This window comes from Hymenobacter pini (assembly GCF_020421205.1).
GTDB classification, from domain to species: Bacteria; Bacteroidota; Bacteroidia; order Cytophagales; family Hymenobacteraceae; genus Hymenobacter; species Hymenobacter pini.
Genome location: NZ_JAIZZH010000008.1, coordinates 84,718 through 99,253 on the forward strand (window position 1 = coordinate 84,718; position 14,536 = coordinate 99,253).

The 14,536-nt window shown below is 60.9% G+C and carries 17 protein-coding genes; 10 read left to right on the forward strand and 7 right to left on the reverse strand.

Features of this window, described 5'->3' with window-relative positions; genetic code table 11:
- Window positions 1–263: 263 nt before the first annotated feature.
- From LF252_RS22280 to LF252_RS22305, 6 genes are read left to right on the forward strand one after another with little or no spacing between them, the layout of a single operon-like run.
- Window positions 264–611, forward strand: coding sequence for an ArsR/SmtB family transcription factor (locus tag LF252_RS22280; RefSeq protein WP_119446586.1), 348 nt, complete (start codon window positions 264–266; stop codon window positions 609–611).
- Between the two features lie 30 nt (window positions 612–641).
- Window positions 642–1,220 carry an ArsI/CadI family heavy metal resistance metalloenzyme gene (locus LF252_RS22285; protein ID WP_226271806.1) on the forward strand — a complete coding sequence of 193 codons (579 nt, stop codon included), beginning with the start codon at window positions 642–644 and terminating at the stop codon, window positions 1,218–1,220.
- Between the two features lie 49 nt (window positions 1,221–1,269).
- The gene (locus tag LF252_RS22290; protein WP_226271807.1) at window positions 1,270–1,764 is read left to right on the forward strand and encodes a GNAT family N-acetyltransferase; all 495 of its coding nucleotides are present in this window, start codon (window positions 1,270–1,272) and stop codon (window positions 1,762–1,764) included.
- A gap of 5 nt (window positions 1,765–1,769) precedes the next feature.
- Window positions 1,770–2,861, forward strand: a complete 1,092-nt coding sequence (gene arsB / locus LF252_RS22295; protein WP_226271808.1) for an ACR3 family arsenite efflux transporter — start codon at window positions 1,770–1,772, stop codon at window positions 2,859–2,861.
- Between the two features lie 15 nt (window positions 2,862–2,876).
- Window positions 2,877–3,311: an arsenate reductase ArsC gene (locus LF252_RS22300; RefSeq protein ID WP_226271809.1), complete on the forward strand. Its 435-nt coding sequence runs from the start codon at window positions 2,877–2,879 to the stop codon at window positions 3,309–3,311.
- 13 nt (window positions 3,312–3,324) lie between these two features.
- Complete coding sequence (locus LF252_RS22305) at window positions 3,325–4,377, forward strand: ArsO family NAD(P)H-dependent flavin-containing monooxygenase (RefSeq protein WP_226271810.1); 1,053 nt, start codon at window positions 3,325–3,327, stop codon at window positions 4,375–4,377.
- Here LF252_RS22305 and LF252_RS22310 read toward each other — a convergent pair.
- The 4 genes from LF252_RS22310 to LF252_RS22325 all read right to left on the reverse strand — a co-directional run bounded on the left by LF252_RS22310 (window position 4,366) and on the right by LF252_RS22325 (window position 8,739).
- Entirely contained in the window at window positions 4,366–5,127 is a 762-nt protein-coding gene (locus tag LF252_RS22310) for a LytR/AlgR family response regulator transcription factor (RefSeq protein WP_226271811.1), read from the reverse strand. The genes LF252_RS22305 and LF252_RS22310 overlap by 12 nt on opposite strands.
- A gap of 34 nt (window positions 5,128–5,161) precedes the next feature.
- Complete coding sequence (locus LF252_RS23095) at window positions 5,162–6,397, reverse strand: sensor histidine kinase (RefSeq protein WP_394370418.1); 1,236 nt, start codon at window positions 6,395–6,397, stop codon at window positions 5,162–5,164.
- Window positions 6,398–7,213: 816 nt separating this feature from the next.
- The gene (locus LF252_RS22320; protein ID WP_226271813.1) at window positions 7,214–7,915 is read right to left on the reverse strand and encodes a hypothetical protein; all 702 of its coding nucleotides are present in this window, start codon (window positions 7,913–7,915) and stop codon (window positions 7,214–7,216) included.
- 11 nt (window positions 7,916–7,926) lie between these two features.
- Window positions 7,927–8,739 (reverse strand): ParA family protein, encoded by an 813-nt coding sequence (locus LF252_RS22325; RefSeq protein ID WP_226271814.1) that lies wholly within the window; start codon window positions 8,737–8,739, stop codon window positions 7,927–7,929.
- Between the two features lie 753 nt (window positions 8,740–9,492).
- Between LF252_RS22325 and LF252_RS22330 the strand changes: the two genes are divergently transcribed.
- The 3 genes from LF252_RS22330 to mobC all read left to right on the forward strand — a co-directional run bounded on the left by LF252_RS22330 (window position 9,493) and on the right by mobC (window position 12,828).
- Window positions 9,493–9,816, forward strand: coding sequence for a plasmid mobilization protein (locus LF252_RS22330; protein WP_226271815.1), 324 nt, complete (start codon window positions 9,493–9,495; stop codon window positions 9,814–9,816).
- On the forward strand, window positions 9,813–10,682 hold the full coding sequence (locus LF252_RS22335; RefSeq protein ID WP_262905067.1) for a relaxase/mobilization nuclease domain-containing protein: 870 nt from the start codon (window positions 9,813–9,815) through the stop codon (window positions 10,680–10,682). Before LF252_RS22330 ends, LF252_RS22335 begins: the two co-directional genes overlap by 4 nt.
- A 136-nt stretch (window positions 10,683–10,818) precedes the next feature.
- A complete protein-coding gene (gene mobC, locus LF252_RS22340) occupies window positions 10,819–12,828 on the forward strand; it encodes a conjugal transfer protein MobC (protein WP_262905068.1) in 2,010 nt (669 codons plus the stop codon).
- A gap of 12 nt (window positions 12,829–12,840) precedes the next feature.
- On the opposite strand, the gene LF252_RS22345 is transcribed toward mobC, so the two are convergent.
- Genes LF252_RS22345 through LF252_RS22355 form a run of 3 tightly spaced genes read right to left on the reverse strand, consistent with a single transcriptional unit; the run spans window position 12,841 to window position 13,964 of the window.
- On the reverse strand, window positions 12,841–13,059 hold the full coding sequence (locus tag LF252_RS22345) for a GDCCVxC domain-containing (seleno)protein (RefSeq protein WP_226271818.1): 219 nt from the start codon (window positions 13,057–13,059) through the stop codon (window positions 12,841–12,843).
- A gap of 15 nt (window positions 13,060–13,074) precedes the next feature.
- Complete coding sequence (merTP, locus tag LF252_RS22350) at window positions 13,075–13,686, reverse strand: mercuric transport protein MerTP (protein ID WP_226271819.1); 612 nt, start codon at window positions 13,684–13,686, stop codon at window positions 13,075–13,077.
- Window positions 13,683–13,964 (reverse strand): ArsR/SmtB family transcription factor, encoded by a 282-nt coding sequence (locus LF252_RS22355; RefSeq protein ID WP_226271820.1) that lies wholly within the window; start codon window positions 13,962–13,964, stop codon window positions 13,683–13,685. Before LF252_RS22355 ends, merTP begins: the two co-directional genes overlap by 4 nt.
- 346 nt (window positions 13,965–14,310) lie before the next feature.
- On the opposite strand from LF252_RS22355, the gene LF252_RS22360 reads away from it, so the two are divergent.
- Window positions 14,311–14,536, forward strand: a 226-nt coding sequence (locus tag LF252_RS22360; RefSeq protein WP_226271821.1) for a hypothetical protein, incomplete at its 3' end; no start/stop codon positions are given.

Sequence of the window (14,536 nt, forward strand, 5' to 3'; positions counted from 1 at the left end):
AGAAAGTTGACGAACGGTTAAAATCGGGTGGTGAGGTGCACCGACTCCACACGAATAGCAGCTGATTAGAACCCATAAAGCGGCTCCTAAACCAGAAAATGAGCTTTGTGACCGGGATTACGTCTTGTCAGCAGCGGGCGGTTAATTGCTGTTCAGCAGGCACGCAGGACGCCGCAAGCGGAGAGTTGAAAAAGAAAATTCTGCCTAAGACGTAAACATACGTCATTTAATGTCGTATAATTGCGACATACTACATAGTTGCCATGACGTACGCCAAGACCGCCGCTTTCACTGAGGAGCAACAGCAACTCGCCCGCGTAGCCAAAGCGCTGGCCCATCCGGCCCGGGTGGCCATCATTCAGCTACTGGCCTCGAAGAAGACGTGCATTTCCGGCGACATCGCCGCCGAGCTGCCGCTCTCGCGTACCACCGTCTCGCAGCACTTGCAGGAGCTGAAGGCGCTGGACCTGATTCGCGGGGAGATTGACGGGCTGACCGTCTGCTACTGCCTCAACACGGAGCTGCTACGCCAGGTGCACCAGCAGTTCACCGCCTTCTTCGTCGAATCAACCGCCAACGAGGCCTGCGCCCCCGGTGGCTCCTGCTGCTAATTCATTTCACCCTTTCAATTCGCCTTTCGCATGGAAACGTCTGTATTTCCCCGGATGCACGTCTCGCTGTACGTCTCCGACCTAACCGCCACGGTGAACTTCTACACGGCCTTCTTCGGACAGCCGGCCGCCAAGATCAAGCCGGGCTACGCGAAGTACGTGCTCGACAAGCCCTCGCTGATCATCTCCTTCGTGCAGAACCCCGAGCGAGTGGCCAGCAACTTCGGGCACCTGGGCTTCCAGGTCGAGACGGTGCAGGAGATGGAGCAGCGTCTGGAAGTGGCGCGCAGGGCTGGCCTGGTAGCGCGCGAAGAGATGGGCACCAGCTGCTGCTACGCCAAGCAGGATAAGTTCTGGGTCAACGACCCGGACGGCGTGGAGTGGGAAGTGTACTACTTCCACGAAGACGCCGAGTTCAACGATCCGCGCTACCAGGCCGAGTACGACCAGGCCGGCGGCAACAGCCAGTGCTGCATCGCCCCGGCGGCTCAGCAGGCGCTGGCTGTCGATGAAATGCTGACGACCGCGCCGATGGCTTTCACCCTGGTCGATGCTACGCCGGCCGTCCCGGCCGCCAACGCCTGCACGCCCGGCGGCGGGTGCTGCTAGGTGCTGCTACTCGCCTTCTACGCTTCTTCCCCCTTCTCATCAACAGAACATGACCCTGCAGCCCTTCGCGCCGGAGCACTGGCCGGCCGCCAAAGCTATTTACGAAGCCGGCATTGCGACCGGCAACGCCACGTTTGCCACGTCGGCCCCGAGCTGGGAGGAATGGGACCGGGGGCACCTGCCGCACAGCCGCCTCGTCGCCCTCGATGACAACGGCCAGGTACTCGGCTGGGCGGCCCTCTCCCCCGTGTCGAGCCGCTGCGTGTACGGCGGCGTGGGCGAGGTGAGCGTGTACGTAGCCGACGCGGCCCGGGGCCGGGGCGTCGGGCGGCAGCTCCTGGCAGCGCTGGTACGCGAGTCGGAGCAGCACGACATGTGGACGCTGCAGGCCGGTATCTTCCCCGAAAACGAGGCCAGCGTCCGCCTGCACGAAGCCGCTGGCTTCCGGCTAGTCGGACGCCGTGAGCGAATCGGCAAAATGGGTGACCAGTGGCGCGACACGCTTCTGCTGGAGCATCGCAGCACCGAAGTGGGGCTGACTTAACCGCTATGACAAATCTTTCCCCTACGGCCCCGGCAGTGGCCGTTGCCCGCAAGAAGCTTTCCGGCCTCGACCGGGGCCTGACCTTGTGGATCTTCCTGGCCATGGGCGCCGGCGTGGCGCTGGGATACTTCGTGCCCGGCGTGGAGCGCGTGGTCAACTATTTCTCGGTAGGCACTGTGAACGTGCCATTGGCCGTAGGGCTCATCCTGATGATGTACCCGCCGCTGGCCAAGGTCCGGTACGAGCAGCTGCCCAAGGTCTTCCGCAACACGCGCATCATCGGCCTCTCGCTTCTGCTGAACTGGGTGGTCGGCCCGCTGCTGATGTTCCTGCTGGCTATCTGGCTGCTGCCCGACAAGCCCGAGTACATGATGGGGCTCATCCTCATCGGCATTGCGCGCTGCATTGCCATGGTGCTGGTGTGGAACGACCTGGCCGATGGCAGCCGCGAGTACGCCGCCGGGCTGGTGGCCCTGAACTCGATTTTCCAGGTACTGTTTTACTCGGTGCTGGCGTGGCTGTTCATCACGGTGCTGCCGCCCTACTTCGGCCTGAAAGGGTACGCGGTCCACATCGGCATCGGCGACATTGCCCAGAGCGTACTCGTGTACCTGGGCATTCCGTTCGCGGCCGGCTTTCTCTCCCGCCTGGTGCTGCGCCGGCTAAAGGGCGACGAATGGTACGAGCGGGTGTTTCTGCCGGCCATCAGCCCCGTCACCCTCATCGCGCTGTTGCTCACCATCGTAGTCATGTTCAGCCTGAAGGGCGAGCTGATCGTGCGCATCCCCTTCGACGTGCTGCGCATTGCCTTGCCGCTGGCCCTGTATTTCGGCATCATGTTCGTGCTCAGCTTCGTGGCCGGCAAGTATCTGGGGGCGAGCTATGCCGAAAACACGAGCATTGCCTTCACCGCGACCGGCAACAACTTTGAGCTGGCCATTGCCGTGGCCATCGGGGTGTTCGGCTTGAACTCCGGCCAGGCGTTTGCCGGCGTTATCGGGCCCCTTATTGAGGTGCCGGCGCTCATTGCGCTGGTTAATCTGGCCTTCTGGTTTCGCCGCCGCCACTATGGTGACTCGGCACCCTCCCCTCGCTAATCACTTCCGCTGCCCATGTCTGACAAGAAAAATGTGCTGGTGCTGTGCACCGGCAATTCCTGCCGCAGCCAGCTGCTGCACGGCTACCTGAACCAGCTGCTCGGCGACGCGGCCAACGTGTACTCGGCCGGCGTTGAAACCCACGGGCTGAACCCGCGGGCCGTGCAGGTTATGCGCGAAGACGGCGTGGACATTTCGCACCACACCAGCAACCACGTCGACGAGTACGCCCACGTGCCCTTCGACTACGTCCTGACCGTCTGCGACCACGCCAACGAGGTCTGCCCGGTGTTTCCCTCGACGGCCAGGAAGCTGCACCATAACTTTCCCGACCCGGCCAAAGCCACGGGCACGGAAGAAGAGGTGCTGCAGCAGTTCCGCGCCGTACGTGACCAGGTCAAAGCCTACGCACAGGAGTTTGCCCAGCGGGAGTTCGTCCCGGCCGAATAACGCCCCCCTGCTTATGCAGCCCGCTTCGGTAGACGTGTTGGTGATTGGGGCCGGCCAAAGCGGCCTGGCGGTCGGCTATTTCCTACGCCGCTCGGGCTTGTCCTTCGTCCTGCTGGACGGGCAGCCGGCACCGGGCGGGGCCTGGCAGCACGGGTGGGATTCGCTTCGGCTCTTCTCCCCGGCCGACGCCAGCTCGCTACCCGGTTGGCTGATGCCCCGGCCTGCCGACGCCACGTACCCCACGCGCGACGCCGTGGTCGACTATCTATATCACTACGAACAGCGCTACCAGTTACCCGTGGAGCGCCCGGTGCGGGTAGAAAGCATGCAGCCGCTACCCAGGGGCTTCCTTGTCCGTACTGACCAGGGTGAGTGGCAAGCCCGCGCCGTGGTTAGCGCAACGGGTACCTGGAGCCAGCCCTTCTGGCCGGCTTACCCAGGGCAAGCGGACTTCCATGGCAGCCAGCTGCACTCGGCCGAGTACCGCAACGCGTCCCCCTTTGCCGGGCAGCAGGTACTGATTGTGGGCGGTGGCAATTCCGGGGCGCAGATTCTGGCTGATGTCTCGCGCGTTGCCCACACGACCTGGGTCACGGAGCAGGAGCCGCGCTTCCTGCCCGATGACGTGGACGGGCGGGTGCTCTTTACCCAAGCTACCCAACGCTACCACGCCGGCCACACCGCGCCCGCCGCTTCGCTGGGCGACATCGTCATGGTGGACGCGGTGAAAGATGCCCGCCAGCGCGGGGTACTAAGCAGCGTCCGCCCTTTCGAGCGCTTCACCCCGACCGGCGTGCGGTGGGCCGATGGGCGCGAGCAGCTAGTCGATGCTGTAATCTGGTGTACCGGCTTTCGGCCGGCCCTTGGCCACCTGCGGCCGCTTGGCGTGGTGCAGCCCGATGGCCGCGTAGCCACCGAAGGCACCCGCGCTACCGCTGTGCCCGGCCTGTGGCTGGTCGGCTACGGCAGCTGGACGGGCTTTGCTTCGGCGACTCTCATCGGCGTGGGACGCTCGGCCAAGAGCACCGTTTCCGAAATACAAGCTTATCTCGGCTTAACCGACTAAGTGAATGCGGCTCTTCAGCTCATCCTTGCAGGAGCGGCTCACCGGGACGTATTCGGTACCCAGCAGCACGCTGCTTTCCTCGTAGGCCTGCACGTGGTCCAGGTTTACGATGTGGGAGCGGTGGGTCTTGAAAAACTGGTCGGGCAGCTTCTGTTCCAGCTCCTTGAGGGTGGAGTCAAACACAAACCGCTCCCGCACCGTGTGCAGGCGCACGTAGTTCTGCAGGGCCTCGAAGTAGAGAATATCGCTGAGCAGCACCTTCACGTGGCCCGAGCCTTTGCGCACGAACAGGTAGTCCTTAAACTTGGGGCAGCGCTCGGCCGGGCCCAGCACCTCCGTGCCGGCATCGGCCGTGTCCAGCACTGGCCCCACGGGCCCGGCCTGGTAGGCGTTGAAGAGGGCCAACTCAATCTGCACCCGCAGCGAGTCATCGGTGAAGGGCTTGACCAGGAAGCCGTAGGGCTGGGCCAGCTTGGCCCGGTTCAGGGTGGCCGAGTCGGAGCGGGCCGTTAGAAACACCACCGGCACGGCAAACTGCCGCCGCACGAGCAGCGCGGCCGCAATGCCGTCGCAGTCGCCGGCAATGTTGATATCCATCAATACCAGCTCCACGGGCTGGGCGGCCAGTACGCTCAGCGCTTCGTCGCTGTTGTCCACGGGCGGCAGGGGCGTGTGGCCCAGCCGCACCAGGGCGCGTTCAATCTCGGCGGCAATCAGCAGTTCGTCTTCAACAATGAGGATGGTAGCCATAGAGGGGAATAAGGGACGAGGCGACGGGCCGGCGTCAAACGCTGGCCACAATTACCTGGGTGCCCGTGGGAAGAAGGGGAGCGGTCGATACGCTGGCTTTTAGCTGTCGGGCTAGGGTATTAACCAACTGCAAGCCCAACGAATGAGTTTCGGGCGTCGTTTCCGCCGCTGGTAAGCCCGCCCCGTCATCCTGCACCGTGAGCTGGAAGCCAGCCGTGGTCTGTTCCAGCGCCACGTGCAGATTGCCACGGTCCCGGTCCCGGAACGCGTGCTTGTAGGCGTTGGTCACCAACTCATTCACTACCAAACCCAGGGCGCTGGCTTCTTTGGGGTCCATGACCAGGGGCGCCAGGCTGCTGCTCAGCTGGATACGCTGCTGGGGCGTGGTGAGCGAACTGTGCAGGGATTCCAGCAACTCGCCCAGGTACTCATTCATGCGCACCTGCGAGAGGTTGTCGGCTCGGTACAGAAACTCGTGCACCAGGGCCATGCTCTGGATGCGCGCCTGCGAGCTGGCCAGGGCCTGCTGCAACAAAGGGTCGGGCAGGATGCTGCGCTGCCAGGCCAGCAGACTGCTGACCAACTGCAGGTTGTTCTTGACGCGGTGATGAATTTCTTGCAGCAGCACCTCTTTCTCGGCCACGGCCCGGCAGTTGGCCTGGTTGGCCAGGGCCAACAGGGCTTTCTGCCGCCGCAGCCGCCAGTACAGGCCCCCACCCACGCCCACAGTCGTGGCAAGGCCGCCCAGCAGCAGCCAGAGCGAGTGCAGCTGGGCCCGCTGGCTGCGCTGCTCAAACTCGGCCGCCTTTTTCTGCTCGGTGAGCAACTGCACGTCGTAGCGCACCTGCAGCTGGGCCAGGGCGCGGGCCTTATTGCCGTTGAAGAGCGAATCGCGCAGATCCTCCGCCCGGGCGTCGAGCTCATCCGCACGGGCGGGACGCTTTTGGTCGGCATAGGCCCAGGCCAGGCTGGAGAGAGCATCCGCTTCGTACTCGCGCATTTTCTCCGCGCGGGCCAGGGCTAAGGCCAGCTCCGCCGTCCGCTGGGCGGCCCGGGGCCGGCCCTGCAGGCGATACACCCGCGCCAGTGAAAGCGCCGAACTGGCCGCCTGCGGCTGGTAGCGGTAGCGCTGCATGATGCGTAGGGCCCGCTGCATATTCGTGGCCGCGGCCGCCAGGCTGGCCCGCGAGCGGGGCGTCAGCTTGGCGTAGACTTCGCCCCGGAATTGGTACACGTAGCCCAGGCCCCGAGCATCGGCCGCCCGCTGCATGTAGGGCAGGGCCCGCGTGGCGTAGTGGAGCACGGAGTCGTAGCGCTGCAGCACCAGGAAGGTGTTGGCCAGGTTCAGCAGCAGGCCACCCCGCTCGCGGGGCCCTACCGAGGGGGTAGCGGCCTGCTGCCGGTAGGCCTGGCGCAGGTAGCGCAAGCCACCGGCCGCATCCTTGGTATCCACGGCCACCAAGCCCAGGCACTGGGTAAAGCGCCATTGGTCGCGGGGTTGGTGCACGCGGGTGAGCTCCACCCCCTGCTGGCTGTAGTGCATGGCGGCCACGTAGTCGGCAGCCCGCTCACAGTTTACCACCAGCTGATATAACGCGTCGGCTGCCCCGGACCAGTCAAGCCGGCGTCGAGCAAACGTTACTGCCTGCTCCCCTACCCGGCGACCTTCGGCCACATCCTGGGCAAATAGCTTATCACTTAAAGCCAGCAGCGCCTGAAAGCGAGCGGAGTCCGGCAGCGGCGCATGGCGCACCAAGGCCCGCAGCGAGTCGATGGTCTGCGGCGTCCTGGGCGTCCTATTGGAGGATGGTGTCCGGTTGTTGGCCCGGGCGCCAGGGCTGATGAGTAGCAGGCCGAGCACGGCCCAGATAGCACCGCCCTTCACGCGGTAACGAATTGTAGGTAAGGTAGTGATGGATATAAGGTTTGTGTAGACATAGCGGGGTGGTAGTAGAGCCTCTCCCCTCCCCCACCGGTAAGTGGAGCATTGGAAAAGGCCAGAGCGGGAAACGGAACGGCCAGCTCAACCACGGAAGGTGAGCCGGCCGCTATACGTATGGAATAGCCCTGGGATACCAGCGCTGCCCTATTTTTTGGGTGCCATCATCTGGCGGATCTGCTTTTTCATTGCCTTCTGCAGCTGCGCTTCGTGCTCTTCCCGGAAGCGGCTGAGGATGTTATGAATGATATCCGGGGCCGACGCGCCCCCGCCCAGGATAAAGCCGAGCTGGGTGAAATACTGCTGGTGGTCGGCCGTGATGCGCAGGGTGGTCGTCTTCTTCTCCGCCGAAGGCACGAACAGCTGCGCCAGGTCAAGCTCCCCGCCTGCCGCTGCGACCGGTGCAGCAGCGGGCAACTCCTCATCCGCTTGCTCTTCCTCCCCCTCTTCTGCTTCCGGCGCGCTGGCCGGAGCTGGCGAAGGTAGTGGCGCGGGGGCAGCGGCGCGGGGCTCGTCCGCTACCGTTGCCGGTGCCGCTACTGCCGGCTCTACCACCTGTACGGGAGCTGTGGGTACGGCTGTCACTTCTGGTGCAGGAGCCGCCTTTTTTCCCTCTGGTTCCTTGGCCGTAACAGGCAGAGTAACTTCGGCCGCGGGAGCTGTCGACGGCGCGGCAGGCGTGTCCGGAGCTGCAGGTGCGGGTGTCTCGGCGGGCGTCGGTGCCGGCGTTGCCGGCCGGGTGGCGTCGCCCATCAGGCTGAAAGCAGCAACGCCCGAAGTAAGGGCGGCAAGTTCACGCTGGCGCCGCTCGGCCGCGGCTTCTTTGGATTCGGTGGTTTTCTTGGCCATGGGAGCGGGCGTTAGTTAGCGTTGTCGTCGAGGGTTGTAGTAGCAGGGGCTGGCTGCTCAAATTCCGCGGGCGTGAAATCGATGGTTTTGCCCGAAGGGGTTACCGTGCCCTTGCCAAGCACCAGCTCCAGAATCTCGGTAATCAGGCTGCCTAGGCCAAGTTTGCCCAACTCCTTTTCCGGCATGGGAAACATCGTGGAGCGCTTGTCCTTGATGCTGACCAGGGATTCCACCCGGCTGTTGAGCAGGGGGTAACCCTTCTCGCGAAACAGCTCGGCGGTTTTGGTATAGACCGTCCGCTTCTCGGCCTTGAGGAATTTGTTCCAGAAGGCATAGAACCCTGCTAGGTTGGATTCCGGCCGCTGCTGTCGGGTGAAGTTGCCTAGGATGTGCATGTAAGACATCGTGGAGGCAATGGTGCCCATATCCGGCTCCATAGGCAGAAAGATGTAGTCTACCCGCTCCAGCAGTTCGCTCAATCCCACGACGTTTACCGTGCCGGGCGTATCTACTAGAATAAAGTCGAACTCTTTCTCGGACAGGGTGTCAATGGCCTCAACGGCCTTTTCCACGCTTGAAATAGCAATAGGGTACGGCGTTACCCCCTGCTTGATGAGCCGCTCCTGAAAAGCCACGTCGGATTGCAGCAACTGCTGCTCATGGTTGCGGTAGGCGTGCAGGGTATTCTGCGGATAGTCGCAGTCGAGCATCGCTACCTTATAGCCGTAGAGGTAGCAGAGCGCCGAGGCGACGTGCGTGCCGATGGTTGACTTGCCCGCCCCACCCTTCTGGGTGGCAAAGGCTAATACCCGAGTATTTTTCATTGGGTGAGTGGTTTTGAAAAGCAGCTCTTTATTAATGTGTCAGTGCCTCAGTGTGTCATTGTGTCTATGAAGCATTGAGGCCTTGCTTCTTTGCTTCAAAACTTCCCTGCATGTGTGAATCTTCGAAACAAAGAAGCAGAGCCTCAAAGATACATGGCCTCGTTGAATTATTGAAGCGCTGAAGCAGGCTGCCAGTGTGCCAGTATTTCAAAGTTTCAATGAAGCGTTGAAGCATAAATCCCTTGAAGCAATAATACAATGTAGCATTGAAGCAAAAAAGATTTGTATGATTGGCTTTTACGAAGCAATGAAGCGCCGAAGCATAGAAGCAAGAATTCACCGTGGCTTTTGCAATTGGTACAAATCATCTTTGTGACGCACCGAAGCGTTGACGCATTGCTTCTTTGAAGCAAAAAATCACAGAAGATAGCGCCGATGAGTGTGCAGGTGGTATGGCTAGTCATGCCAACTTTAACTAATGTATTCTTTGCTTCAATGAAGCAAAGAAGTAGTGATGCAAAGAAGCACATTAGCTATAATCCTAACCTCGTTCAGCGTCCTCGTTCAATCCGCTCGTTCATCGACCAGCAAGCCATGTCATTGTCCGGACAAACTTCGTTTGCCCGATTCAATGACACCACCATGTTCGCAGGCTCACATGGCTTGGCTTGCTAGCTCTAGCTGCTTAGATTTGCGTAGAGAGCGAACATCGCTGTTCAGTAGCCATACTTTATGGGATACCATAAATAGAATATGGAATCAGAAAAGCCAAATGAAACCACTGCCGAAGCCGCGCGCACTTTGCGCATTGATGTACGCGTGAGCCCAGATGAGAAAAAGGAACTGCAAGAGAAAGCTAAGGCAGCTGGTTACAAGAAAGTTTCAGCCTATTTGCGGGACGTTGGACGGGGGGTAGAAATAAAAGAAAGTGTGCCACCGGAGTTGCGACGACAGCTGGTTGGCATTGGTACTAACCTCAATCAGATTGCGCGTCTGGCACAGGCTGGTAAGTCGTTTAGCAACCACGAGACGCAGCTGTTAGAGGCGCTGACAGTTATTAGAAGTTATCTACTATGATTGCTAAAACAACTACGGGTAGCGACTTCGAGGGCGCGCTAACTTATGGTGCTGGGCAGCGTCAGGGGAGGGGCAAGGAGCCCGGAGAAGCGCCACTTTTAGTGGTATCCAACGTGATTCCAGGGAGCCCAAAAGAAATGGCGCAGGATATGCAGGCCGTGGCGGCTCGGAGTAAACGTGTGCAGAAGCCCGTGTGGCATACGGTACTTTCGTGGAAGGCCGGGGAGGCCGTGAGCCAGGCGCAGAAGGTGGCGGCGGCCAAGCGCTATTGTGAGCTGATGGGAGCACCGATTGAGCGGCACCAGGTGGTCGTGTATGAGCACCGGGACAAGCAGCACGCCCACGTGCACATTTACCTGAACCGAGTGCCGATTGACGGCGGCCCGGCCTTGCGGACGGATAATAATTTCTACCGGCAGCCGGCCATCACGCGGCAGATAAGCCAGGAACTAGGCATGGCCCCGCTACCCGAAAGGCGGCGCAGTTTGAAGGCGCTGGACCCCACCAAGGAGGCGGCGCGGCAGCGGGTAAGCCAGGCGCTGGCGCAGCTGCTGCAGCAGCCGGATAGGGGAGGGGAGCAGTGGCTGGCGTTGCAATTGCACCAGCTGGCCATCGAAATCCGCTACATCCACGACAAGGGTCAGGTACTGCGCGGCGTCAGCTTTGCAACGGAAGGCGTGGCTCTGCGGGGCCAGGAAGTAGGCTACAAAGGCGCGCAGCTGCGGGAGGCCCTGGCCGCGCCCATGAAGCCGGCCATGGAGCCGGAGGTTGAGCGGCAGGCCCGCCCCGGGGTATCGACCACGCTGCCCCGGTCAGTGCCGCCGGCACGGCCGAAGCAGGCCCGCCGGAAGGGGCGCAAGCAGTAGGCATAGGGCGGAGGCGGGGCCGCCCTTCGTGTGCTGAGCGTGCACCTCACCGCTGACTTTCAACCGCTCGTCAAGTAATCCGCACCAGAGGTCAGGCGGGGAGGTAAGTTGCTTGATTCACCAAGTGGTTCAAGCGATGGAAGACGAAAAAGGGTTACGGAAAATTATGGAGTTTATGCGCCTGTTTGCCATCGGGCTGCTGGCCGTAAACATCTACTATTACTGTTTCGGCTACTTCCGCGGATTGGGCTGGACGACCGGCGTGGTGGAGCACCTGCTGGAGAGCTTCACGCGCAATACGTTTCTGTTCAAGGCGAGCTGGGTCAGCAAGAGCCTGGCCGTGGTATTTCTGCTGCTTAGCTGCCTGGGCACGCGGGGGCGCGCCAACCAGGAGCTCAAGGGCCGGACGGTAGCGGTCTCCGCCGCGCTGGGGCTCCTGCTGCTTTTTGGGTCGGATGCGGTGCGCGGGCTGACGCTGGGGGCCGGGCTGACGACGGTGCTTTACGCCGGACTGCTGACGGGAGGCTTTCTGCTGCTGCTGAGCGCCGGGGCGTGGCTGAGTAGGCTGTTCAACAACGACTTGCTGAAGGACATTTTCAACAAGGAGAACGAAAGCTTCCCGCAGGAGGAGCGGCTGATGGAAAACGAATACTCGGTGAACCTGCGCACCGAGTACCGGCTGCGGGGCAAGAAGCACCGGGGCTGGCTGAACGTGGTAAATCCGTTCCGGGCCACCATGGTGCTGGGCACGCCCGGCTCGGGCAAGAGCTTCGCCATCATCAACGAGTTTATCCGGCAGCACCTGGCCAAAGGCTTCTGCATGTACATCTACGACTACAAGTTTGATGACCTGAGCCGCATCTGCTACAACACGCTGCTGCGCCACCAGGATAAGTTTGACCGGCCGGTGGGCTTCTACGTCATCAACTTCGACAACCCCCGCAAGAGCCACCGCTGCAACCCGCTGCTGCCCGAGCTGATGACCGACATCGTGGACGCCTACGAAAGCGCGTCGACCATCATGCTGAACCTGAACAAGAGCTGGATTCAGAAGCAGGGGGACTTTTTCGTAGAGTCGCCCATCAACTTCGTGGCGGCCATTATCTGGTTTCTGAAGCTGTTCGAGAAAGGCAAGTACTGTACCTTCCCCCACGTTATCGAGTTTCTGAGCCGCGACTACGAGGAGATTTTCCCGGTGCTGGCCTCGTACCCGGAAATTGAGAACCTGGTGAAGCCGTTCGTGTCGGCGTTTCAGAAGGACGCCATTGAGCAGCTGGAAGGGCAAATTGCCTCGGCCCGGATTCCGCTGAGCCGGCTGGCTTCACCGCAACTCTACTGGGTGATGTCGGGCAACGACTTCACGCTCGATATCAACAGCAACGAGGAGCCCAAGGTGTTGTGCGTGGGCAACAACCCCGAGCGCCAGGCCATCTACGGGGCCGCGCTGGGCCTCTACAACGCCCGGCTGGTGAAGCTGGTCAACCAGAAGGGCAAGCGCAAGTCGTCGCTTATCATTGATGAGCTACCTACCATTTACTTCAAGGGGCTCGATAACCTCATTGCCACGGCCCGCAGCAACAAGGTGAGCACCTGCCTGGGCTTTCAGGACTTTTCGCAGCTGGAGCGTGACTACGGGCAAAAGGAGGCCGAGGTCATCAAGAATACAGTGGGCAATGTATTTAGCGGCCAGGTATCGGGTAACAGCGGCAAGTGGCTGAGCGAGCGGTTTGGCAAGATTCTGCAGCGGCGCCAGAGCCTGAGCATCAATATGCGCGAGATGAGCACCAGCCTTTCCACGCAGATGGACAGCATGATTCCGGCCAGCACCATTGCCAACCTCACCCAGGGAAATTTTGTGGGGGCAGTGGCCGATAACTTCGGCGAGGAAATCGAGCAGAAGGTGTTTCACGCCCGCATTCAGGTGGACGTGAAGGCGGTGGCGGCAGAGGCCAGCGGCTACCAGCCCATTCCTGATATTACCAGCTTCATCAATCCGGCTACGGGCAAGGACGAGGCCGAGGAGATGATTAAAGCTAACTTCAACCGCGTGAAAACGGACGTGAAGGAGCTGTGCGCCCGCGAGCTCAGCCGCATCAAGCAGGACCCGGTACTGCGCCACCTGATTAAGGAAAAGGCCGAGCAGTAGTGCAAGCTAGGACTAGCCGCAGCAGCTACTAGTGCCTGGTTGTTGCATGGGCGGGCAGGGCACCGTGCCGTAGGAGCAGTATACGCAGCAGTCACCGGCCAGCGGCTTGAGAATGGTGTGACAACTGGGGCACTCGTAGAAATACTGACAAGCATCAGTGGGCATCTGCTCAGACTGCTGATGGGCGCAAACCGGGCAGGTAAGCGTGGAGGTCAGCTGGAGGGGTTTCATTGGTAAATCGAAAGATTAGCGGCTGGGTACGATATGGTAGCCGGTGCCATTGATGGCCTGCTGTACCTGCGCGACCGGGCTTTTGGTAGTGTCAAACCGCACCAAGGCAGTGGCTTGGTCATAGGATACCGAGACGGACTGAACTCCTGGTAATTGCTGCACGGCCTGTTCCACGTGCCGGGCACAGGCTTCGCAGGTCATACCTTCAATTTGGTAAGAAGCAGTTTGCCATACCGGCGATTCTGCCGTTGAGGCTGGAGAAGTAGGAGCCCCGGCTGCTTGGGGCTGCAGGTAGGTTCCGTAGTAGGGGAATGTTAGCAGAACTGCGGCCAGCACCGTGACGAAGCCCAGAAAGGCTTTAGACTGCAGAACCGGCTTTCGGGAGCTGACCGCGCAGCCGCAATCAGCCTCTATAACAGCTGGCTTCAGCGCCTGATACCACGCAAAGGCTAATACACCGACCGTCAACGCCACCAGAAATGGGCGAAAGGGAGCGAGCCAAGAAAAGGATGCGGCCGAGGCACCCAAGCCGCCGACTACGGCCAGCAAGGGAGTGATGCAGCACAGAGAGGCTGCCAAGGCCGCGAGAAGGCCAGTGCCCAGTAAGGATTGGTTGGTCTTACTCATGAGGTCGGAACAGAAGTTGATGAGGCAATAAGTCCCGCCAGCAGCGGCTGCACCAACGGGGCGTGGGTAGGACTCAGTGCGTAAAAAACCGTCTGACCTACTTTCCGGGCTTGCAGCACGCCCCCGTCCTTGAGCTTGCGCAGGTGTTGTGAAACAGCCGATACCGTCATGCGCAATATGTCGGCAATGTCGCACACGCAGAGCTGCTGCTCGGTGGCCAACAGGTAAAGGATTCGGAGCCTTACCTCGTTGCCCGCCAGAGCCAATACGGTGGCCATTATTTGCAAAGAGAAATCCACGTCTGCCAGACGGCCTTGGCACTGTTGGAGATAGTTGGCATCGGCATAGACCCGGATGCATGTTGTATTCATCATAAAAAAAGTGTTCTAAGCAAAGGTAATGCTTGCGAATTTAAGCAAATGCTAAAATAAGATAAGTATTCCGGTAGCAAGCGCGCCGTTCGTGTACCCGGCCGGCACCTCACCTCCTATTTCCGACCACTCGTCAAGTTTCTGCTCCGCGCCTAGTGGTGGCCGATAGGTTTGCACTAGTCGAATTCCGGGCTTCCCAGCACCCGCGCTGGGCGGTCAGGGTGGCTTTTTCCTTCATCTATTCCACTTTCCAATGGCTGAGCAAGATGACGAGATGACCCCAGCGCCGGTGCCCCAGATAAAGGCCGGCGAAGCAGACGAATCCTTGACTACCGGGCAGGCCCAAACCCCGCCGCAACCCATACCCCAAGCCGACGAAGCGGCTCTACCTCCAGGCGTTGCGCCGGCCGGTGATAAAGCCCCTACGACCTTGTTACCCGATGAGCAGCCAAGCAAGGCCCCGGAGGCGCAGGCCACAC

What these genes read in the sequence shown, in the direction of transcription:
- LF252_RS22280 (WP_119446586.1), top strand. Translation starts at nt 264, where the DNA reads ATGACGTACGCCAAGACCGCCGCTTTCACTGAGGAGCAACAGCAACTC.
- LF252_RS22285 (WP_226271806.1), top strand. Translation starts at nt 642, where the DNA reads ATGGAAACGTCTGTATTTCCCCGGATGCACGTCTCGCTGTACGTCTCC.
- LF252_RS22290 (WP_226271807.1), top strand. Translation starts at nt 1,270, where the DNA reads ATGACCCTGCAGCCCTTCGCGCCGGAGCACTGGCCGGCCGCCAAAGCT.
- arsB (WP_226271808.1), top strand. Translation starts at nt 1,770, where the DNA reads ATGACAAATCTTTCCCCTACGGCCCCGGCAGTGGCCGTTGCCCGCAAG.
- LF252_RS22300 (WP_226271809.1), top strand. Translation starts at nt 2,877, where the DNA reads ATGTCTGACAAGAAAAATGTGCTGGTGCTGTGCACCGGCAATTCCTGC.
- LF252_RS22305 (WP_226271810.1), top strand. Translation starts at nt 3,325, where the DNA reads ATGCAGCCCGCTTCGGTAGACGTGTTGGTGATTGGGGCCGGCCAAAGC.
- LF252_RS22310 (WP_226271811.1), bottom strand. Translation starts at nt 5,127, where the DNA reads ATGGCTACCATCCTCATTGTTGAAGACGAACTGCTGATTGCCGCCGAG.
- LF252_RS23095 (WP_394370418.1), bottom strand. Translation starts at nt 6,397, where the DNA reads ATGCAGCGGGCGGCCGATGCTCGGGGCCTGGGCTACGTGTACCAATTC.
- LF252_RS22320 (WP_226271813.1), bottom strand. Translation starts at nt 7,915, where the DNA reads ATGGCCAAGAAAACCACCGAATCCAAAGAAGCCGCGGCCGAGCGGCGC.
- LF252_RS22325 (WP_226271814.1), bottom strand. Translation starts at nt 8,739, where the DNA reads ATGAAAAATACTCGGGTATTAGCCTTTGCCACCCAGAAGGGTGGGGCG.
- LF252_RS22330 (WP_226271815.1), top strand. Translation starts at nt 9,493, where the DNA reads ATGGAATCAGAAAAGCCAAATGAAACCACTGCCGAAGCCGCGCGCACT.
- LF252_RS22335 (WP_262905067.1), top strand. Translation starts at nt 9,813, where the DNA reads ATGATTGCTAAAACAACTACGGGTAGCGACTTCGAGGGCGCGCTAACT.
- mobC (WP_262905068.1), top strand. Translation starts at nt 10,819, where the DNA reads ATGGAAGACGAAAAAGGGTTACGGAAAATTATGGAGTTTATGCGCCTG.
- LF252_RS22345 (WP_226271818.1), bottom strand. Translation starts at nt 13,059, where the DNA reads ATGAAACCCCTCCAGCTGACCTCCACGCTTACCTGCCCGGTTTGCGCC.
- merTP (WP_226271819.1), bottom strand. Translation starts at nt 13,686, where the DNA reads ATGAGTAAGACCAACCAATCCTTACTGGGCACTGGCCTTCTCGCGGCC.
- LF252_RS22355 (WP_226271820.1), bottom strand. Translation starts at nt 13,964, where the DNA reads ATGGCCACCGTATTGGCTCTGGCGGGCAACGAGGTAAGGCTCCGAATC.